The organism is Streptomyces sp. NPDC058371 (assembly GCF_042723265.1).
In the GTDB taxonomy this organism is placed as follows: Bacteria; Actinomycetota; Actinomycetes; order Streptomycetales; family Streptomycetaceae; genus Streptomyces.
The window spans coordinates 240,003-258,662 of sequence record NZ_JBHXJC010000011.1 but is presented as its reverse complement, the minus strand read 5'-3'; the positions used below and the strand labels follow the sequence as shown (position 1 = coordinate 258,662).

Here is an 18,660-nt window from a genome sequence, read left to right as displayed (position 1 = left end):
ACCGATGTCATTCCGCATCCCGACCGCCAGCGACTACGTCGAGGACGTCTCACCCGGCAGCGGTGCGCTGCCGGCACGCTCCTGGTACGCATCCTCGGACGCCAAGTCCCTTTCCCTGAACGGAGCCTGGCGCTTCCGTCTGTCGCCCACCGCCGATGCCGAGGACGACTCCTTCGCCGTGCAGGGGTACGACGCCGGGGACTGGGCGGAGGTGTCCGTCCCCGGCCACTGGGTGCTGCAGGGCCACGGCGCGCCGATCTACACGAACCACCTCTATCCGTTCCCGGTCGACCCGCCGCGGGTGCCGACCGAGAACCCCACGGGCGATCATCTGCGGGTCTTCGACCTCCCCGGTGACTGGCCCGCGGACGGTGGCTCGCTGCTGCGCTTCGACGGGGTCGAGTCGTGCGCCCGGGTCTGGCTGAACGGCACGGACATCGGCGAGTTCAGGGGGTCCCGGCTGCCGCACGAGTTCGCCGTCGGGCATCTGCTGAAGCCGCACGGCAACGTCCTCGCCGTCCGGGTCCACCAGTGGTCGGCCGGTTCCTATCTGGAGGACCAGGACCAGTGGTGGCTGCCCGGCATCTTCCGGGACGTCACGCTGCTGCACCGGCCCGCCGGCAGCGCACTCGACTTCTTCGTGCACGCCTCGTACGACCACACGGCCGGTGCGGGCACCCTGCGCGTCGAATCCGACGTGGACGGGCGGGTCATCGTGCCCGAGCTGGACATCGCGGTGGAGACGGGCGAGTCCGTGACCGTGCCGGTGCGGGCGTGGACGGCCGAGACACCCCGGCTGTACGACGGGGTCCTGGCGACGGAGGGCGAGCGGGTACCACTGCGCATCGGTTTCCGCACGGTCGCGCTCGAGGACGGGCTGATCAAGGTCAACGGCAGGGCGGTCCTCTTCAAGGGCGTGAACCGGCACGAGTGGCATCCGGTGACCGGCCGCGCCCTGGACCCGGAGACCATGCGCGGGGACGTGCTGCTGATGAAGCGGCACAACATCAACGCCGTGCGCACCTCGCACTACCCGCCCCACCCCGCCTTTCTCGACCTCTGCGACGAGTACGGCCTGTGGGTGGTCGACGAGTGCGATCTGGAGACCCACGGCTTCACCGAGCAGGCGTGGCGCGACAACCCGGTGGACGACGACCGCTGGACCCCGGCGCTGCTGGACCGCGCGGCCCGCATGGTCGAGCGTGACAAGAACCATCCGTCCGTCGTCGTCTGGTCCCTCGGCAACGAGGCAGGCACCGGACGCGGCCTCACCGCCATGGCCGAGTGGATCCGCGGCCGGGACGGTTCACGGCTCCTCCACTACGAGGGTGACCTCAGCTGCCGTGACACGGACGTGTATTCGCGGATGTACGCCGATCACGCCGAGGTCGAGCGGATCGGCCGGGGCGTGGACGGCGGTCCGCACGGGCGTCGCGAACTTCCCTTCCTGCTCTGCGAGTACGGACACGCGATGGGCAACGGCCCGGGTGGGCTGGCCGATTACCAGCGTCTCTTCGAGGCGCACGACCGCCTCCAGGGCGGGTTCGTCTGGGAGTGGATCGACCACGGCATCAAGGACGAGCGCCACGGCTTCGCGTACGGCGGCGACTTCGGCGAGGAACTCCACGACGGGAACTTCGTCTGCGACGGGCTGCTCTTCCCGGACCGGACTCCCTCACCGGGGCTGGTGGAGTACGGGAAGGTGATCGAACCGGTGCGCATCGAGGGCGACGGCAGGGACGGTGCGGTCCTCGTGCGGAACGGGTACGACTTCGCGGACCTCTCGGCCCTGGCCTTCGAATGGTCGTACCAGGTCGACGGGGAGTCGGTGGCGAACGGCACCCTGCCGGTGCCGGCGCTCGCTCCGGGTGAGACCGCCGAGGTGAAACTGCCTCCGCCACCGGTGGACGGCCGGGCGGCCGAGACGCAGTGGACAGTGCGGGCGGTGCTCGCCTCGCACACCGCGTGGGCCCCGAGGGGACACCCGGTCGCCTGGACGCAACTGCCGGTCAGCGGGCCCGTCCCCCCGCGCGTCGCCCAGTCCGCCGCGCCCGTGCTCGGCGCGCGCCGGATCACGCTCGGCCCGGCCGTCTTCGACGCACGCACCGGCGCGCTGCGGACGATCGGCGGTGTCGTCGTGAGGGGTCTGCGCCTGGACGTGTGGCGTGCGCCGACCGACAACGACGACGGCGCGCCCTGGCAGCCGGACGCGCGTCTCGGCCCGCTCTGGCGCAAGCTGGGCCTGCACCGGATGCAACACCGGTTGGACGCGGTGGAGTTGACGGACGAAGCCCTGACCGTACGGACCCGGGTGGCGCCGGCCGGCCGGGAAGTGGGCCTGCGGACGGTGTACCGGTGGACGTCCGACGGGACGCGACTGCGGCTGACGGTGTCGGTGGCACCCGAGGGGGACTGGAAGCTGCCCCTGCCGCGGCTCGGGATCCGGTTCGGGCTGCCGTCGTCCGCGGACCGCGTGCGCTGGTTCGGCGGCGGCCCCGGCGAGGGCTACCCCGACACCAAGTCGGCGTCTCTGTACGGCCGTTGGGAGGCACCGGTGGACGGTCTCCAAACTCCGTACGTCCGACCTCAGGAGAACGGCGCGCGGCCCGATGTGCGCTGGGCGGAGCTCGGCGGCCTGCGCGTCGAGGGGGACCCGGAGTTCTGGTTCACGGGGCGCCGCTGGACCACGGAGCAGCTCGACGCCGCCCGCCATCTCACCGACCTGAAGCCCGGCGACACGGCCTGGGTCAATCTCGACCACGGCCAGCAGGGCATCGGCTCGCAGTCGTGCGGTCCGGGCGTGCTGCCGGAGTACCGACTGCGGACCGAGCCCGCCGAGTTCTCGTTCGTCTTCACGGAGCTTCAGGACTGACGCGGACAGGCGCGGACTCTACGCGGACGGCCGCGGGCTGACGGGGACGGCCGCGGGCTGACGGGGACGGCCGCGGGCTGACGCGGGACTGACGGGGACAACCGCGGGGCTAGGTCCTGTCCAGTGACCTGAACCAGCGGACCACGGCGGCGGTTCCCGCCTGCTGGGTGCCCAGATGGCGGGAGCCGCCGTACTGCGGTGTGCCGAGGTCGGTCAACGGTACGTCGGCGCCGCGTGCCCGCAGATCCGCCCGGCAGTGCTCGCTGTTGGCGCTGACGGCCTGCTCGTCCTCCTGGGCGTAGTACATCCGCAGGGGAGCGCGCGGTGTCCAGTCCGTGCACACGCCGTCGGCCACCCGCAGAGCCGCGGCCAGCGGTCCGGTGGGGTGTTCCAGCAACGCGCGCCCCTTCTTCGTCAGCAGATCGCCCACGGTGGCCGGGGTGTTCTCCTCGACCTCCCGGCCGGGGTGCGTGCCGTCCAGCAGCCCCTCGATGGTCGTGTCGTAGGGCGTCCGGAAGACCTCGCTGGGTGAGTCGTAGAGGTGATGCAGCCGGTTGAAGTTGACGAGGGTGAGGGCCGCGTAGATGGCGCCGGCCTTGTCGTTCGTGTCGCCGGCCAGCAGCGCGGGCAGTTCCACGTCCTTGAAGGCGTACGCGCCGCTGATCGGGGCGACCGCGCCGAGCCGGAACCAGGGGTCGGCGCCCTCCTGGAGCGCCCGCGCGAGTCCCAGGGCCGCCGACGCGCCCTGCGAGAACCCCGTGACCAGCGTCTCGCGCTCCAGTTGACGCCCGGTCTTCGGCACGAACGAGCGTGCCGCGCGCAGCATGTCGAGGGCGGCGGTCGTCTCCGAGGGCACGTCCATCCACGGGTGCGGTCCCGGGCCGAGGCCCAGGCCGAGGTAGTCCGGGAGCACGGTGGCGAAACCGGCGGACGCGTAGGTCAGCGCCGGTGCCTGCCCCCAGACGTCCTTCGCCACCGAGGGCGCGTCGCCCTTGAAGAGCTCGGTGCCGTGGGTGAACGACACCGTGCGCAGCCGGTGGTCCCCGCTGCGCGGCAGGGCGAGCAGGCCGCTGGCGGTCGTGGGCCGGCCGAGGGCGTCCACCGTGCGGTACACCACCCGGTACAGGTCCACGCCGTACCGGACGGCCCCGGTGTCCCAGGCCCCCGCCTCGTCCCCCTTCAGCTCGGCCGCGACCCGCCCCGCCGACAGCGTGCGCAGGTGCTCGACCGAGACCACCTGCCCCCGCCAGGCGGGATCCGTCCGCCCCCGCTCCCCCGCGTCCGTCCGTACGGCGGCCATGGTGACCCCCGAAGTGCCGGCGCCCGCGGACACCGAACCGCTCACCGCGACCGCCGCTGCCACCCCCGCGATGACAGCGGCCCGCACGACGCGACGGCGCACCGTGACCGACTGCAACTTTCGTATGCGTTTCATGCTCCGACGGTAGGGAGCCGCCGGAACACCCACCATCCGGCAAGCCCGTCGGTCGGTGAGGGGTTTACCCCACCGCGTTCAGTGGTCCGCGCAGCACGGCGTCGGGTCCGGCACCTCGAAGGGGACCAGGGTTCCGCCCGCCGCGGGCACCGCCGCGAGGACCAGTTCCGGGCCCTGCCACCCGGGCCGCACATGGCCCCGGGTGATCAACGGCAGGTCAGCCGCGGGCACTCCGGGCGTGCCGAGCACCGTGACGCGGTCGATCGCGGAGCCCGCCAACAGCTGACCTACCGTCACCGTCCCGGTGAGCTCCGGGACTCCGGGGTACAGCACCGCGCGTCCCACCGCGTCCGGCGCCCCGTCCGTTGCCTCGTACCCCTTGGCCGCGAGTCCCTCGCGGGCCGCACGCAACGTCGCCTCCGACGGCAGCGTGAAGGACAGGGCGACCCGCGGCCGGTCGCCACGCACCAGGTGTGTGCAGCCGAACACGCCCTCCGGAAGGACTAGTTCGGCGGCCAGCGCGACGAGCAGGTGATCGGCCTCGCGCAGGTTCGTCGTGCCCGCGTCGAGGCCGATGACGTACCGGGTCACGTGGGGAGCACCCAGACCGGGTTGGAGTAGAACCACAGGTCGCGCCAGGGGTCGGCATCGCCGACGACGTCCAGCGCGGGCCCGTTCGGGTCGACGGCCGCACCCATCAGACCGGTCGCGGAACGGTTGCCGTCCGAGCCGCGCAGCCGGACGTACAGCGGGCGGTCGACGGTGCCGAGGGAGTACGTCAGCCGGACGGTGCCGGTGGACTTCCCGACCTCGTACGACTGGACGACCCGCGCGGTCGGCGCGGTGAACGTGTCCCGGTCGGAGACCGCGCCGGTGACATCACCCTGGATGACGTCGACCCGGGCCACCTTCGGCACGAAACCGGCCCAGTTGGGGCCGCCGGCCAGGGAGACGTCCACCGTCAGGGTGACCTTGGTGCCCTTCTTCACGTGCAGCGCGCCGCCGAGGGTGGCCCACCGGCTGCCGCCCGCCAGCCGTACGTCGAGGCCGCTGATGAGCCGGCCGTGGTCGACCCAGATGCGTCCGGCACGGATGCCGTCCATGACGGCCGCGTACGAGAAGTTTTCGGCACCGACGTGGGTCCGGCTGTACTGGCCCGGCCAGTAGTCGCTCTGGGCGAGGTCGACCTTTCCGCCGTACACCGGGTCCGTGTGCTTGCCGTTGACGGTGAAGTCGCTGTCCGGGCCGCCGCGGACGGTGGTGTCCGCGTACACCTGGTGCGAGTCGGAGTTGGCGGTGATCCACCACGGCTTGCCCTCGGCGAGCAGGCTGTCCCAGAGCCCGCCGACGGTGGCGGTCATCCAGTCGAAGCCGCCCCAGGTGCGGTAACTCTCCAGCGGGTAACCGGCGAAGGAGTTGGCGCTCGGGTTGTTGTCGTAGATGCCCCGGGCCCGGCCGACGCCCAGCGGGGTGGGAATGCCGGAGGCCTGGTGGCCGGGCGCGCCCTCGAAGCCGACGGCGATCCGGTGGCTCTCCGGGGTGGCGTCCCGCCAGCCGCGGATCTCGTGCGGCGAGTCGATGCCGCGCCGCGCGGGGTGGTTGGCGAGCATCAGGGCGTCCTTGACCTTGCGCCGCTGGACCTGCTCGGACAGGAACTGGAGGCCCGCGACGGCGAGCGCCTCGTTGGTGGGCGTCGAGTCGTTGGCGTTCTTCACCCGGCCGTCGTAGGAGGTCTCGAACTCCTTGAGAACGGCGACCTCGTTCTTGCCGGGGTGCACGAAGACCGTGGCGTGCTCGGCGCCCGGGATGTTCCACTCCAGGCCCTGGAAGACGAGCGTGTCGTCGTACGTGTCCCGGGCCTCCTTGATGTCGGGGTTGACCTTCTCCACACCGATCCTGGCGTGCGTCTCGTTGCCGTGGTCGGTGATGACCAGCCAGTCCAGGCCGTGCCGGGCGCCCTGGCGGACCTGGTCGCCCACCCGGTACTTGCCGTCGTCGCTGTACTGGGTGTGGATGTGGTGGTCGCCGGACAGCCAGAGGAAGCCGCCCGGGCCACCACTGGCCCGACGGCTCGGCGAGGCGTACGCCGGAGCGGCCGCGCCCTGGCCGAGCACGCTGCCCGCGGCGAGTCCGGCTCCCAGCAGGCCCGCGCGGCGCAGCAACGAGCGTCGCGACCGCTGGTCCTCGGTCAGCTCCTCGTCGGGCACGGAGGTGTCGAAGGCGGCGGGCAGGGCGGTGGCGTCGGCCGCGTGATGGTGGTGATGCCCGTGTGCGTGTCCGTGTGCGTGTCCGTGCCCCATGTCGGTCTCCTGAGTCGGGCGGCGCCATACGGCCGCGCGCAAGGAGACTCGACGTGAAACATGAACATTGATCGACGCCCGCATGATCACCGGGCGGCCCGGGAGCGACAGCTCACCCCTGTGGGACTCCCCTCTCCCCCCAAACCCCCTGGTACCGGCCCCTGTTGGCGCGTCAGCCGCATGACGAGCCGAGGCGACCTCCGCAGGCGGCCGCACAGGGGACACACAGCGGCCGTCCGTGCGGTGCGCGGGAAAACCCCGCGCTTCGAGCCGCTCACCTGTGTATATTAGGCCGCTGCCTAGAGGGTCTAGGTTCGAGAGCGTGCAGAGGCGGTGGTCGCCCATGGTCCGTGCCGGGCTGACGGTCGATCGGGTCGTGGTGGCCGCGGCCGACCTCGCGGACGAGGTCGGCTTCGAGAACGTCACCGTCTCCGCGCTGGCCCGCCACTTCGGCGTGAAGGACGCGAGTCTGTACTCGCACGTCAAGAGCGTGCAGGACCTGCGCGTCCGGGTCGCCCTGCTGGCCGGCGAGGAGATGATCGACCGGATCGCCGGTGCGGTGGCCGGGCGGGCCGGCAAGGACGCACTGGCCGCTTTCGCGGGCGCCTACCGGGAGTTCGCGCTGGAGCGGCCGGGACGGTACGCGGCCACCCAGATCCAGATCGATCAGGACGTCGTCGCCGGCACTCGCGCCCTCCGCCGGACCGCCGAGATCACGTACGGCATGCTGCGCGCCTACGGCCTCGACGAACCCGATCTCACCGACGCCGTACGCCTGCTGCGCAGCACCTTCCACGGATTCTGCGGCCTGGAGGCCACCGGCGGCTTCGGCGCGCCCCGCGCCGTACAGGCGTCCTGGGACCGCATGGTCGACGCGCTGCACGTCCTGCTGGAGCACTGGCCGCGCGAGGAGGCGGGCGATGAGTGAGACGGATCCTCGGACGGCGCTTCACTACGAGGTGTGCGGCAGCGGGCCCGTGCTGCTGGTCGTCCCGGGCGGGGCGGGCCACCCCATGGGGCTCGGCGGGCTGACGGAGCGGCTCGCCGACCGGTTCACCGTGGTCACGTACGACCCGCTGGGTCTGGCCCACGGTCGGCTCGGCTCCCCCGTTGAGGACCAGCGGGTGCGGTCGTGGAGCGAGGGAGCCCATCGGGTGCTTCACGAGGTGCTGCCGGGCGGCGAGGGCGCGTACGTCTTCGGCACCAGCTCCGGCGCTATCGCGGCGCTGGACCTGCTCACCCGGTATCCGCAGCGGCTGCGGCGCGTGGTGGCGCACGAGCCGCCGAGCGTGGCGGTACTGCCGGACGCGGCGCGCCACCGGGCCATGTTCACCGAGGTGTACGACGCCTACCGTGCCGCCGGCCCGGATGCCGCGGGGGCCCGGCTCACCGCCGGGCTGATGGAGAGCGAGGGTGCGTCGGAGGAGCGGCACGGGGGCGTGGGCGCTCACCCGCCGTCCCCGGAGGACGAGTTGTCCAGCCCCATGGCCCTCTTCCTCACCCGTGTGCTGCGCCAGTTCACCGCGTACGCACCGGACCTGGTGGCTCTGAAGGGCCTGGCGCCGCGGCTCGTCCTGGCTGCCGGAACCGATTCACGCGGTCAACTCCTGTACCGCACGGCGGCATTGACCGCCGAGCTCACCGGCGCAGGCTTCGCCGAGTTCCCAGGGGGCCATGTCGGCGTCGTGCAGTACCCCGGGGAGTTCGCGGAGCGGCTCGTCGGGGCGCTGACACAGTCGCCACCCCAGGCGTACCGGTGACCACTTAGACTGAAAGCTTCGTCGGTTGCCAGGTGCCACCCTGGGGGGAGGGGACGCGCCTTGTCTCAACAGCAGCTGGGCCGGGGTTCGTTGCGTCGTGGTCCCGCACCGTCGGGTCCCGTGTCCGAGCCGGGCACGCCGGTGCGGCGGCTGGTGGGGTGGCTGGGCGGCTTCAGCTGCCTGGCCGCCGGTTACGGGGTCTTCCAGTTCCTGTTCTCGGTGCTGCCCGACGGCATCGACGTTCAGCTGGCCCAGTACCTGATCGCCGGTGTCAGCGGAGTCGGTACGGCCGCCGCGGCCTGGCTGTCGGCGGCGCTGGTGCGGGCACGCGCGACCGAGCACATCCGGGCCGGGGTGCTCGTCCCCGCGCCGACACCGCTGTCCGGCCCCGGCCCGCTCCCCCAGGTCTTCGCGAGCGCGTACGACACACTCCTGGATCAGGTCAGTGTGGTCGACGACCCGGTCCGCGGGCGGCTCATCGGCTGGTCGCACGCTTTGGGCGAGGACCCGGGCGAGAGCGCGCCGGTGCGCCCCACCTCGGTCGGTACGGCGTACGGCCTGCACACCGTGCTCGAACTCGGCGTCCCCGAGGGACGGTTGAGCACGGGTGCGCTGGTGGACACGCTGTGGCGGCTGCGCCTGCCGGACGGCGGCTGGTCGGCCCGGTCGCAAGGTTCGGAACCGCGCCCGGAGGTCACCGCCCAGGTGCTGGGCGCGCTGGCCCGGGCCGGGGCCTCGCCGGAGCGGCTGGCCGAGGAGGCCGCCCGGTGCGAAGCGGGCTTCACCCTCGAACTGGACCGTTCCGGACGGCAGTTGACGCATGTCGTGACGACGGTGCTGCGCGGGCTGCTGCGCGCCGCACCCCGGTCGACGGCCCTGCCCCTGCTGCGCGAGGCACTCGTCGACGGCGCGATCACCGATCCGCGGCGCGACCACCGCCGCTGCTGGGGCCACCGGCTCACCACGGACCACGGGCGACCCTCTCCGCTGCACACCGCCCAGGCCGTGGTCGCTCTCGACCGCGCGGCCCGCGTGCTCGGCGAGAGCGCCAATGCACGGGCCGCCCGCGAGGACGGTGTCCGCTGGCTGCTGGCCTGCCCGGACGCGCCGCACCACGCCTGCCTCGACCTGGAGAACATGTGGGAGGAGGTACGCAGACCGCGTACCGACGACCCCTCTCGCCACGAGGTACTGAACGTACGGCACTTCACCGCTTCCTGGGTCGTGCGGGCCCTGCTCACGGCCGGTGCCCGGGAGATCGCCCGCGAGGACGGACTCGAGGACGGCTGGCGGGACCGGCTGGACGGCGCGGTAGCCGCGGTGTGGGCAGGGCAGAGGGACGGCATCTGGTCCTGGGCCCGCGATGACACCACCGAACTGCGCAGCCCCATGTGGATGACCTACCAAGGCCTTTCGGCGCTGCGGGCACATGCCGTATGGATGTATCAAGCCGGGTGAACGAGATTCACCCAACGGGCCCCGGGGCGGGGCAGGTTACGGCGCTGAGCGGACTACCGAGGGGTGTGTGCATGGGCGGTCGGCAGGTCCTGGCGGCGCGACGTCTGCTGACCGAGGCACTGGACGACGAACTGCCCGAACACGAGGTGGCGTCAGTGGCCCGCGCCGTGGTGGCCGAACTGGGCTCACCGGAACGGCTGTTGGAGCTTGTCTCCGAACTCGCCTCCGGTGAGGGCGACCCGGCCGCGTGCGCCCTGCTCTCGTACCGCCATGTCCTCGGCTTCGACAAGCTGCTGCTGATCGACGGCGGCCCCCGGCACAAGCTGCGCGCCCACCTCTGGCATGCCGGCGGCAGCGCGGCCGGCAAGGAGGACATCCACAACCACCGCTCCCCGCTGGCCTCTTACGTCGTACGGGGCCGACTGGCCATGGAGCTTTACGAGCCACGCGGCGACGGCGGGGTCTCCGCCGCCCGCTACCAGGAGTCCCTCTCCGCCGGGACGGCCGACTGGATCCTGGAACCGGCCGGTCCGGCGCGGCTGCACCTGACCCAGGTGGCGGAGTACGCGGCAGGCAGCTCCTACGCGCTGCCGGCGCACACCCTGCACCGCGCGTGGAGCGACACGGCAGGGCCGACGGTGACGCTCTTCCTGGAGACGGGCAGCGAACGGCGGCGCCACACCGACGTGTTCACGGCAGCGGGACCGCACGCCGGGGCGGTGCCGAAGATGCCGCTGGATGTGAAGGACTATCTGGGGGAGCTGGAGGCGCTGTCCGAGCTGCTCAGGACGGCGTGAGGGGACGGGCCCGGGGCGGAGGACCGGTCGGCGCGCTTCAAGAAATGCCTCAGCGATGCCTCAGTGCCTGTCGTACGACGTCCAGGTTGTACTCGTCGATGTCGACGGTGGACAGCTCGGCGGGCGTCAGCCAGACGTACGCCTGATCCGCCTCGGGGAGCGTGACGTGCCGGGAGAGGGGCCTGACCAGGAAGTTGTCCTGCCAGTTCTTGACCTCGTGCCCGCGGTACTCGCTCACGAAGGACGAGTCACCGACCTTGCGGACGACCTCGCCCAGCAGCCCGGTCTCTTCCTTCAACTCCCGCAGGACGCCGTCCCGGGGACTCTCGTCCGGTTCCAGCTTTCCGCAGGGCACGCCCCACACCCGGGGCAGGAACCGCTCGGTCTCACTGCGACGGACGAGCAGCACACGGCCTTTGTGCATCACGACGGCGGCCGCCAGTCGCTTGTCGCCGGGGATGTCCATGTCCATGGTTCCTCGGTCCCTCGCCGGTTGGGAGTCCACTGGGTCTGATACCCGCGAAAGTGTCAACCGTACCAGGATCCCCTGAAGGATGGCCGGTCGCCAAGCGGGTTCCGCCCTTGGTGACGCTGCCGTCCGGGGCACAGATCGGGGCGCTAGCTGTCGGGGCCTTCGACGCTGAGCGCCTGCACCTCCGTGTAGGTCGGCACCGCGCCGTGCGGCGCTCGTCCCGCCCGGATGTCGGCGGCCGCGTCGAGGGCCGCGCCCAGCGCCCGCCGGTACAGCAGCGAGCCGAGACTGACGCGTCGTACGCCGAGGTCGCCGAGGTGGGCGACGGTCGGGCCCAGGGGCGAGTAGAGGATGTTGAGCGGCACGTCGAGCGTCTTCACCAGCGTGGCGATCCGCGCCGGGTCACTGAGGCCCGGCACGAACACACCGTCGGCGCCCGCCTGTTGGTAGGCGTCGAGACGGCGGCACGTCTCGGCGTGTCCGCCGTCGCCGAGCCAGTACGTGTCGGTGCGGGCGTTCACGAAGAGACCGGGTGCGGCGGCTTTGACGGCGGCGATCTTCGCGGCGTGCAGCCGTGCGGACGCGAGACCGTCCTCCAGATTGATGCCGGCCGCTCCGGCGTCGGCGAGCTCGCGCGCCAACTCGGCCACGTCGTCCGGGTCCTGGCCGAACCCGTCCTCGGCGTCGACGGAGAGCAGATACGTCCCCCGGCCGAGCTGCCGGGCAAGCCGCACCGTCAGTTCGCGGGTCGCGGCGGCGCCGTCCGGCAGGCCGGCGGCCGCGGCCACTCCCAGGCTGGTGGTGCCGATCGCCGCGAACCCCTGGGCGGCGAGACCCGCGGCGGAGGCGTGGTCCCAGGCGTTGGGCAGGAGAAGGGGTGCGTCGGTGTGGTGGAGGTCGCGGAAGCCGGTCACGACAGCCGCCCCAGCGCGTCGACGTAGTACGTCGATCCCTTGAGATGGGAGGCCGGCTCCCGGAACGACCAGCCGTCACCCGGTGAGTCGTCGAACTGCTCCTCGGTCGGCGCACCGAGCCGGGCGGCCCAGATCAGGCCGGGCCGGACGAGCCGGCTGCGGGCCTCGTTGGAATCCTCCGCCGTGAAGGGCGCGAGATCCCCGTCGGTCGTGCTCCCCGACGCAGGCCACCGGTCGGCCCCCGGATCCTCCCCCACCAGCCGTGTCTCCAACTCGGCCAGGTGGTCGACGAGATGATCGGCGCCTCTCCGGATCGCCACGCGCGGCGCGTACACCCGCTCGTCCACCCGCAGGGGCTCCCCGTCCCCTCCGGTCCGGGTCGCGGCCGCCGCGAGCACGTGATCGACCATACCTACGAGGGCTTCCGCCGGTGTCTGCTGCCGGGTCTCTGTCATACGCCGACGTTAGGTGCGGGACGGTTCGGTGACGGCCGAACGGTGTCCGGTCTCCTGCATGGACCTGGGACGCCCCGGTTCCGGACGGAGCGCCCCAGGAGTCCACTTCATCTCACCAAGCCCGTCGGCACTAGAGGTCGGGACGATGGTTCCGGGGCGGATCAGGTCGAAGTGCACGGCTTGCCGCCGATATCTGACGTCGTCCCGAGGTGAACTGCCGACGCCGGCCCGCACCCCTCCCCGCCATCTCATATACTGGACATACCGCTCACCTGACGGACACACCCAGGTACCCCACCGCGTATCGGCTAGCGTCGTGACATGACCAGCGACACCTCCCGCACGCTCGCCGACGCCCTGGACACCGGCACGGTCGTCCTGGACGGTGGTATGTCCAACCAGCTCGAATCGGCGGGGCACGACCTGCGCGACGAGCTGTGGTCGGCGCGTCTGCTCGCCGAGCGCCCCGAGGCGATCACCGAGGCGCACCTCGCCTACTTCGAGGCGGGCGCGGACGTGGCGGTCACCGCCAGCTACCAGGCCACCTTCGAGGGCTTCGCCAAGCGTGCTGTGGGACCCGAGCGGGCCGCCGAACTGATCGGTCTCAGCGTCGAGTTGGCGCGCGAGGCCGCCCGGCGCGCGCACGCCGGGGGCGTGACCCGACCGCTGTGGGTGGCCGCGTCGGCCGGCCCGTACGGGGCGATGCTCGCGGACGGCTCCGAGTACCGGGGGCGGTACGGCCTGAGCGTCGACGAGCTGGAGCGCTTCCACCGCCCGCGCCTGGAGGTGCTGGCCGCCGCCGCACCTGACGTGCTCGCCCTGGAGACCGTGCCGGACACGGACGAGACGCGCGCGCTGCTGCGTGCGGTGCGCGGGCTGGGCGTGCCGGCCTGGTTGTCGTACACCGTCGACGGCGACCGCACGCGGGCCGGGCAGCCCCTGGAGGACGCCTTCGCCCTGGCCGCGGACGCCGACGAGGTGATCGCGGTGGGCGTGAACTGCTGCAGCCCGGCGGACGTGGACAGCGCCGTGGAGACCGCCGCGCGGGTGACCGGCAAGCCCGTCGTGGTCTACCCGAACAGCGGCGAGACCTGGGACGCGCGAGCCCGGGCCTGGGACGGCCGCCCGACCTTCACGTCCGAGCAGGTGACCGGCTGGCGGCGGGCGGGGGCCCGGCTCATCGGCGGCTGCTGCCGGGTGGGACCCACCGCGATCACGGGGATCTCGCAGGCGGTCGGGCGTACGGCGGCGTAAGCCCTGGCATGGGCGAGCCGCGGCCGGCGGGAGGGCCCGGTGGCGGATCCTTCATGACCGTCATCGACTGCGCCGCTCACACCGCGCGGCGTCCTCTTCCTTACGTGCGGACTCTTCACGTACGCCGGACGCCTCCCGGGCGACGCAGGCGTCGTACCGCCGAGAGCGGTGCCGCGGTGCGGGTGGGCGAACCGTTGGCCGGGGCCGAGGCGGGGGCCGCTTCCTGTCGCCGGTACTCGGCCTGCCACAGGGCCATTTCATGGTCCCGGGGGCCGTGCAGGAGCTCCGGCTCGGCACCGAAGATGCGCACGGGGTGCGACGCGTCCCAGGCGGGCCAGCCCGGATCACCGTCCACCGCGAAGCGCACCCACGCCCCGTGCATCGCGTCGGCGAGTTCCTGCGGGGCGCCGCCCCCCGCGAGAGTCGTCGACTCCGGGACGTCGGCCGTGTCGAAGACGAAGCCCAGCTCCAGGGCGTGACAGGCGCCGAGGCCGGGGACGTTGGAGGGCCAGGCGAACTCGTAGACGTACGAGGGGGCGGCGAGCCCCAGGGTCCCGGCGCCGTCAGCCCCAGTCCCGTGGGAGCCATTGCCGTGAGAGCCATTGCCGTGGAAGCCATTGCCCGTGGTCCCGGTGCCATCGGAGCCGACGGCGGAGCCCCGCCCGTCGACGCCGTACGCCCGGGAGCCCGGCCGCCCCCGCCCGTCGACGCGATACACCCCGGAGCCCGGGCGCCCCCGCCCGTCGACGCCGTACGCGAGATCCTCAGGCGGGGGTCCGGAGGCGTCGTGCGCCGGGGAGAGCGGGTGCAGTCGGGCGTCCGCTAGCCGGTGCAGCGGTACGCGGAGGAGATGGTCCGTGACCAGCTGGCCGACCAGGTCGGCGGTGCCCGCGTCGGGGTGGGCGGCGCGGTACCCGCGGGGGACGTCGGGGCCGCAGTGGCAGCGCGCCATCGCGCCGGCGACGGCGACCGGCCCGAGCCGGTCGATGCGCTCGACCAGCCCGGTGGGCGCGAGCCACAGCCGGTACTCCTCGCTGGTCCAGCCCATCATCAGGTCGATGTCCCGGGCGGCGCCGTCCAGCAGCGCCGCCAGCGGATCGCGCGGCACCAGGTCGCCGTCGACGACGATGCCGAAGGCCGGTCCGCCCAGGATGGGGCTGGCGCGGCGGCCGACCTCGGCCTGGACCTCCGCGAGCAGGGGACGGTCGACGGCGGCGAAGGCGGCTGCGGTCGCCGGGATCTTCAGCCGGGTCGCCATCCGTCGCACCAGGCGCCGTACCTTCTCGCGTTCCGTGGCCTCCGGCGGCCCGCTCTGCAGCACCGCCCGCCGGAACAGTCCCGCGGCGCGCGGGCTCGCCAGCAGCGCACCGATGCTGATCGCGCCCGCGGACTCGCCGAAGACGGTCACCCGGTCCGGGTCGCCGCCGAATCCGGCGATCGCGTCGTGCACCCACTCCAGGGCGGCGAGCTGGTCGTGCAGCCCGAGATTCGGCGGCGCGTCCGGGAAGAGGCCGTAACCCTCGAGGCCCAGGCGGTAGTTGAAGGAGACCAGCACGATGCCGTCGCGTGCGAAGCTGCTGCCGTCGTAGACGGGGACGGCGGACGAGCCCCTGGTCAGGGCCCCGCCGTGGACCCACACCATGACCGGGAGCCGGGCACCGGGCGCCGGATCAGGCGTCCACACATTGAGGTTGAGGCAGTCGTCACCGGCCACCACCGGGTCCGACAGAAGCCGCGCGAACGCCTCGGAGTACGGCGGCTTCGGCGGGGTCGGTCCGAAAGTGCCCGCGTCGCGCACACCGTCCCACCGCTCGGGCGGCACCGGCGGGCGGAAGCGGTGCGGGCCGAACGGCGGCGCGGCGAAAGGGATGCCGCGGAAGACGGCGACACCCTTCTCGTACCGGCCCCGTACGGCGCCGTACGGGGTGGTGACCACCGGGCCCTCGGACGGATCGACGCTGCGTCCCATACGTCCCTCTCCTCACCGCTGCCCTCATCCTTACCGCTGCCCGCTTTCGTCCCTGTCCTTGTCCTCACCGCCGGGCGGCCGTGCGCGGAGCTGCCCCGCCACCGCATCACATCAGTCCCGCGACCCGCAGCCCGAACGGCCGGCACGGCGGTCTCCCGGCGCGGACCGCACGACGCTCCGTGACGACCCGCCCCTGGTCACAGTGGCTTTCCTATGAGTGGCCCCGGTGATTGAACAGAACCCGCCGGCCGACCGTACGGAGTAAGGGCGGGGCCTGCTGAGCCCGGTCCGCCGCCCATCACCGGGCATTGCACGGAAGGAACGTCGGGTTGTCTCTCTTCACGCGCTCACAGCGGTCCCCTGACCCGGACAAGGCAAAGCGGCACGAGGGGACGGCGCCCGCGGACGAGAGTGCCGAGGTCCCCACGGCGCGGGTCGTCGCCGACGCCGCCTCCGACGAGGGCGCGGACACAGATACGGGCACGGATACGGGTGCTGGTGCGGGCTCGGATACGGGTGCCGATGCGGCCGTCGATGCGGACCCGGGTACCGGCAGCCGGGGATGGCGCGCCAGGTACCCCGTTCCGGCGCGCGCCGTGGCCTGGGGCACCAGCGCGCTGGCGCTCGCCTTCGTGGTCGTCGCCCTGCTGCTGCCGAACAACCTGGCCAACCTGCGGCCGGCCGAGTTCGTACGCATACCGGTCGAAGCGGTCTTCGGCGCGGCCGTGCTGATCGTCCTGCCGCGCAGGCCCCGGCTCGTGGTGGCGGTGCTGGCCGGGGTGAGCCTCGGCGCGCTGACGGTTCTGAACCTCCTCGACATGGGCTTCAACGAATTCCTCGGACGCGGGTTCAACGTCGTCCTCGACTGGGCCCTGTTCAGCGACGCCCAGTCCTACCTCCAGGACTCCCTCGGGTCGACGGGCGCTATTGCTGCCGCCGCCCTGGCCGTGGTCCTCGTCCTCGCGGTGCTCGTCCTCATGACGCTGTCCGTGGTGCGGCTCGCCCACCTGATGGCCGGGCACAGCGCGGTGGCGACCCGCTCGATCCTGGCGATGGGGACCGTCTGGGTGCTCTGCATGGCCACCGGCGCCCAGTACTCCGGCGTGCCGGTCGCCTCCGAGCACACCGCCGCATCCGTCCAGGACCGGGCGAAGCGGGTGCGGGCCACCCTGCGCGACGAGGCCGAGTTCGCCAAGGTGGCCAAGACGGACACCTTCGGCAGCACCCCGCCGGACCAGTTGCTGACGGGGCTGCGGGGCAAGGACATGATCTTCGCCTTCATCGAGAGCTACGGCCGCAGCGCGGTGGAGGACCCGATCATGGCGCCGGGCGTCGACGCGACGCTCACCTCCGCGACGGCGAAGCTCGGCAAGGCCGGCTACTCGGCGAAGAGCGGCTGGCTCACCTCCGCGACCTACGGCGGCAGCAGCTGGCTCGGCCACTCCACGTTCCTGTCGGGCCTGTGGATCGACAACCAGCAGCGCTACCGCACGGTCACGGCGGGCGATCATCTGACCCTGACCAGCGCCTTCAAGAAGACCGGTGACTGGCGCACGGTCGGCATCATGCCCGGCGTGCAGAAGAACTGGCCGGAGGCCAAGTTCTACGGCCTCGACCACCTCTACGACTCACGCGAACTCGGCTACCAGGGACCGAAGTTCAGCTGGTCGACCATGCCCGACCAGTACGCACTGACCGCGTTCGAGCGCCTGGAGCACGGCAAGAAGCACGACAAGCCGCTGATGTCCGAGATCATCCTGACCTCCAGCCACCAGCCCTGGGCCCCGATCCCCAAGACGATCCCCCAGGACCAGGTCGGCGACGGCTCGGTCTACAACGCCATCCAGAAGGCCGGCAAGAAGCCCGCGGACGTCTTCTACGACTCCACCAAGGTGAAGCAGGAGTACGGCAAGTCCATCCAGTACTCGGTGAACAGCCTCATCAACTACGTGGTCAAGTACGGCAACAAGAACACCGTCCTGGTCTTCCTCGGCGACCACCAGCCGATGGCCAAGGTCAGCGGCAACCAGGCCAGCCGCGATGTGCCGTGCGCGATCGTCGCCCACGACCCGAAGGTGCTGGACAAGATCGCCGACTGGGGCTGGACGGACGGACTGCAGCCGAAGCACGACGCCCCGGTCTGGAAGATGAGCTCCTTCCGCGACCGCTTCCTGACGGCGTACGGCTCGACGCCGTCATCGTGAGACGCCGGCCGCCCAATTGATCCCGCCGAGCAGATGGGCGCGGAAGTCCGGGTCCTCGTAAGCCTCCGCGGCGTGTCCGAGCGCGGTGTAGAAGACCCGGCCCGTGCCCTGCCGCCGGCACCACACGAGCGGGTGGTCCGCGCCCATCCCGCCTCCGGTGTACGAGGATTCGTCGGCGGAGGCGAGCACGTGGACCGAAGTCCGTGGACTGCTGCGGAAGTCGTACCACTCGTCCGTGAACTCCCAGACGGGCGGCAGGTGTCGGGTCGCCGGGTGCGCACGGTCCTCGACGACGGCCCTGCCCGGCTGGTGGTCGGGGTGGCGGGCGAACCGGGCCCCGAGCAGCTCGCCGTAGTACGGCCAGTCGTACTCGGTGCAGGCCGCCGCGTGCACCCCGGCGAAACCTCCGCCCGACTCGACGTACGCGGTGAGGCGGGTCCGCCCCTCCGGAGTCAGCACCTCCCCGCTGGTGGAGAGGAAGACGACCGCCGCGTACGCGTCGAGGGGCGCCTCGAAGACACCGGGGGCCTCGCTCGCGTCAACGCCGAAGCCGTGCGCGGCCCCGAGGGAGCGCACGGCGGCGACCGCGTCCGGGATGGAGTCGTGCCGGTAGCCCGTGGTGCGGGTGTACACGAGGACGTTGAAGGCCATGCTCCGAGCCTAGGCGTCGGGTACGGGGTACGGGGCGCCGGATGGATCAGCCCGTCGCCCGGGCGGTTGCGGCCGCACCGCGCCGGTGTCCGATTCGTTCAAGACCCGGCGCCTGCGGC

General features: G+C 72.2%; 15 protein-coding genes. 7 read left to right on the top strand and 8 right to left on the bottom strand.

The window, feature by feature from the left end; translation table 11 throughout:
• Positions 1 to 4 precede the first annotated feature (4 nt).
• Complete coding sequence (locus ACFWM2_RS28605; RefSeq protein ID WP_383285906.1) at positions 5 to 2,872, top strand: glycoside hydrolase family 2 TIM barrel-domain containing protein; 2,868 nt, start codon at positions 5 to 7, stop codon at positions 2,870 to 2,872.
• Between the two features lie 109 nt (positions 2,873 to 2,981).
• On the opposite strand, the gene ACFWM2_RS28600 is transcribed toward ACFWM2_RS28605, so the two are convergent.
• From ACFWM2_RS28600 to ACFWM2_RS28590, 3 genes are all read right to left on the bottom strand, one after another.
• Entirely contained in the window at positions 2,982 to 4,307 is a 1,326-nt protein-coding gene (locus ACFWM2_RS28600; protein ID WP_383285904.1) for an alpha/beta hydrolase family protein, read from the bottom strand.
• 78 nt (positions 4,308 to 4,385) lie between these two features.
• Positions 4,386 to 4,898 carry a hypothetical protein gene (locus tag ACFWM2_RS28595; RefSeq protein WP_383285902.1) on the bottom strand — a complete coding sequence of 171 codons (513 nt, stop codon included), beginning with the start codon at positions 4,896 to 4,898 and terminating at the stop codon, positions 4,386 to 4,388.
• A complete protein-coding gene (locus ACFWM2_RS28590) occupies positions 4,895 to 6,607 on the bottom strand; it encodes a PHP domain-containing protein (protein ID WP_383285900.1) in 1,713 nt (570 codons plus the stop codon). Before ACFWM2_RS28590 ends, ACFWM2_RS28595 begins: the two co-directional genes overlap by 4 nt.
• 343 nt (positions 6,608 to 6,950) lie before the next feature.
• Here ACFWM2_RS28590 and ACFWM2_RS28585 point away from each other — a divergent pair, with 343 nt between their 5' ends.
• The 4 genes from ACFWM2_RS28585 (at position 6,951) to ACFWM2_RS28570 (ending at position 10,622) form a co-directional block, all read left to right on the top strand.
• A complete protein-coding gene (locus ACFWM2_RS28585) occupies positions 6,951 to 7,535 on the top strand; it encodes a TetR/AcrR family transcriptional regulator (RefSeq protein WP_383285998.1) in 585 nt (194 codons plus the stop codon).
• The gene (locus ACFWM2_RS28580) at positions 7,528 to 8,367 is read left to right on the top strand and encodes an alpha/beta fold hydrolase (protein WP_383285898.1); all 840 of its coding nucleotides are present in this window, start codon (positions 7,528 to 7,530) and stop codon (positions 8,365 to 8,367) included. Before ACFWM2_RS28585 ends, ACFWM2_RS28580 begins: the two co-directional genes overlap by 8 nt.
• Before the next feature lie 120 nt (positions 8,368 to 8,487).
• The gene (locus ACFWM2_RS28575) at positions 8,488 to 9,825 is read left to right on the top strand and encodes a hypothetical protein (RefSeq protein WP_383285896.1); all 1,338 of its coding nucleotides are present in this window, start codon (positions 8,488 to 8,490) and stop codon (positions 9,823 to 9,825) included.
• Positions 9,826 to 9,896: 71 nt separating this feature from the next.
• Positions 9,897 to 10,622 (top strand): hypothetical protein, encoded by a 726-nt coding sequence (locus ACFWM2_RS28570; protein ID WP_383285894.1) that lies wholly within the window; start codon positions 9,897 to 9,899, stop codon positions 10,620 to 10,622.
• 49 nt (positions 10,623 to 10,671) lie between these two features.
• On the opposite strand, the gene ACFWM2_RS28565 is transcribed toward ACFWM2_RS28570, so the two are convergent.
• The 3 genes from ACFWM2_RS28565 to ACFWM2_RS28555 all read right to left on the bottom strand — a co-directional run bounded on the left by ACFWM2_RS28565 (position 10,672) and on the right by ACFWM2_RS28555 (position 12,463).
• Positions 10,672 to 11,094: an NUDIX hydrolase gene (locus ACFWM2_RS28565; protein ID WP_383285892.1), complete on the bottom strand. Its 423-nt coding sequence runs from the start codon at positions 11,092 to 11,094 to the stop codon at positions 10,672 to 10,674.
• 146 nt (positions 11,095 to 11,240) lie between these two features.
• Complete coding sequence (locus tag ACFWM2_RS28560) at positions 11,241 to 12,008, bottom strand: isocitrate lyase/phosphoenolpyruvate mutase family protein (RefSeq protein ID WP_383285890.1); 768 nt, start codon at positions 12,006 to 12,008, stop codon at positions 11,241 to 11,243.
• On the bottom strand, positions 12,005 to 12,463 hold the full coding sequence (locus ACFWM2_RS28555) for a hypothetical protein (protein WP_383285888.1): 459 nt from the start codon (positions 12,461 to 12,463) through the stop codon (positions 12,005 to 12,007). The genes ACFWM2_RS28560 and ACFWM2_RS28555 overlap by 4 nt, the downstream gene beginning before the upstream one ends.
• 321 nt (positions 12,464 to 12,784) lie before the next feature.
• Between ACFWM2_RS28555 and mmuM the strand changes: the two genes are divergently transcribed.
• A complete protein-coding gene (mmuM, locus tag ACFWM2_RS28550; protein WP_383285886.1) occupies positions 12,785 to 13,717 on the top strand; it encodes a homocysteine S-methyltransferase in 933 nt (310 codons plus the stop codon).
• 115 nt (positions 13,718 to 13,832) lie between these two features.
• On the opposite strand, the gene ACFWM2_RS28545 is transcribed toward mmuM, so the two are convergent.
• Positions 13,833 to 15,686 carry a carboxylesterase/lipase family protein gene (locus ACFWM2_RS28545; RefSeq protein WP_383285884.1) on the bottom strand — a complete coding sequence of 618 codons (1,854 nt, stop codon included), beginning with the start codon at positions 15,684 to 15,686 and terminating at the stop codon, positions 13,833 to 13,835.
• A gap of 329 nt (positions 15,687 to 16,015) precedes the next feature.
• On the opposite strand from ACFWM2_RS28545, the gene ACFWM2_RS28540 reads away from it, so the two are divergent.
• Positions 16,016 to 17,890: a sulfatase gene (locus ACFWM2_RS28540; RefSeq protein WP_383285882.1), complete on the top strand. Its 1,875-nt coding sequence runs from the start codon at positions 16,016 to 16,018 to the stop codon at positions 17,888 to 17,890.
• Here ACFWM2_RS28540 and ACFWM2_RS28535 read toward each other — a convergent pair.
• Positions 17,882 to 18,541 (bottom strand): ThuA domain-containing protein, encoded by a 660-nt coding sequence (locus ACFWM2_RS28535; protein ID WP_383285880.1) that lies wholly within the window; start codon positions 18,539 to 18,541, stop codon positions 17,882 to 17,884. The two genes, ACFWM2_RS28540 and ACFWM2_RS28535, sit on opposite strands and share 9 nt — an antisense overlap.
• Positions 18,542 to 18,660 lie beyond the last annotated feature (119 nt).